At 41.6% G+C, this 1,335-nt stretch carries 1 protein-coding gene; it reads right to left on the bottom strand.

The window, feature by feature from the left end; translation table 11 throughout:
* Positions 1–61: 61 nt before the first annotated feature.
* Positions 62–1,237, bottom strand: coding sequence for an IS256 family transposase (locus tag FC15_RS05505; protein WP_057824726.1), 1,176 nt, complete (start codon positions 1,235–1,237; stop codon positions 62–64).
* Positions 1,238–1,335: the final 98 nt, after the last annotated feature.

The following is a 1,335-nucleotide window of genomic DNA, read 5'->3' as shown; positions in this document are numbered from 1 at the left end:
GAGAGTGTCAAGAATTTTGTGTAAATGAGTAACTCTTATTTGCATGATTAAATGACCAATTTCAAAACATCGATTCTAATGTATCCTGGCACTGTTTAAATCCACGATGAGACTTGCCAAAGTTCTTTTCGTTGTAGGCCAACACCTGTGTGACTAAGAAACGATCTAACGCGTCTTCATTTGGAAATTGTTCCTTTGCTTTGGTTTTTCGCTTGATCGATTTATTGAAAGATTCAATAAGATTGGTCGAGTAGATCGAGGCTCTAATACTCGTTGGGAAATCAAAGAAAGTAAGCAGATTTTGAGTCTCTGCTAAGCGTTTCGTCATTTTAGAATAGCTAGGTTCCCAGTGCGTAATAAAGGTGTCCAGGACTTTTTGTGCCTCAGATTTTGTCGTTGCTTGGTGAATCTGTTTGAATTCAGACATAACGGCCTGCCGGTCGCTAACACGTACTTTTTTGAAAATATTACGACTCATATGGACGAGGCAACGCTGGAATTTTGCCTGTGGGTAGCTCCTCTCCAACGCCGATTCAAGTCCCACCATTCCATCAGCGACGATCAGTTGAACGTTGATGATACCTCTTTTTACAAGCCCACCTAATAATTCTGACCAAACTTCGCCATTTTCAGTTGGAGCGATCTGGTAATCAAGAATCTGTTTCTCTCCGTTTGCCGTGATGCCAATCGCGATATAGACCGCCTCACGTTCAACCGTATTTCGTCTGAGTGGAAGATAAGTCGCATCGATGAAGAGACAAACGAAGTTTGCCTCAGTAAAATGACGTTCATGAAAAGTTTCAACTTGTCCCTCGACGACATTAGTCATGTTTGAGATCGTTGTTGCGCAGTAGTGCGATCCGTACATTTTCTCGATTAAATCGGCAATTTCACGTGTTGTGATTCCTTTTTCGTAGAGCTTGATAACCATCTCTTCTAAGGCATCAACACGACGCGTGTACGGCGGAATGAGTGCTGCTTTGAATTCACCATTACGGTCACGTGGTACGCAAATATTTAGTTTTCCATACTCGGAAGCTATTTGACGAAAGTACTGTCCGTTCCTGGAATTTCCGCTGTTAAAACCACTGCGATCATATGGATCGTAGCCTAAAATTGCGGTTAATTCAGCTTGAAGTAGGCTGTTGACTGTTCTCTCTAACTGAGCACGAAAAACCTCTTTTAAATTTCCTTGAGATAGTAGTGCTTGAGCGATTTCTTTGTTAAACTGATCCATGGGGGAAGACCTCCGTTGATTATGTTTGGCGATTTAATCATACGGGGAAGGTCTTCCCTTTTCAATTACTATTTACACAAAATATTGTACACTCCCAA

Origin of the sequence: Lapidilactobacillus concavus DSM 17758, assembly GCF_001435835.1 — a bacterium.
Lineage (GTDB): Bacteria > Bacillota > Bacilli > Lactobacillales > Lactobacillaceae > Lapidilactobacillus > Lapidilactobacillus concavus.
This window is presented reverse-complemented; position numbering and strand designations above follow the sequence as displayed.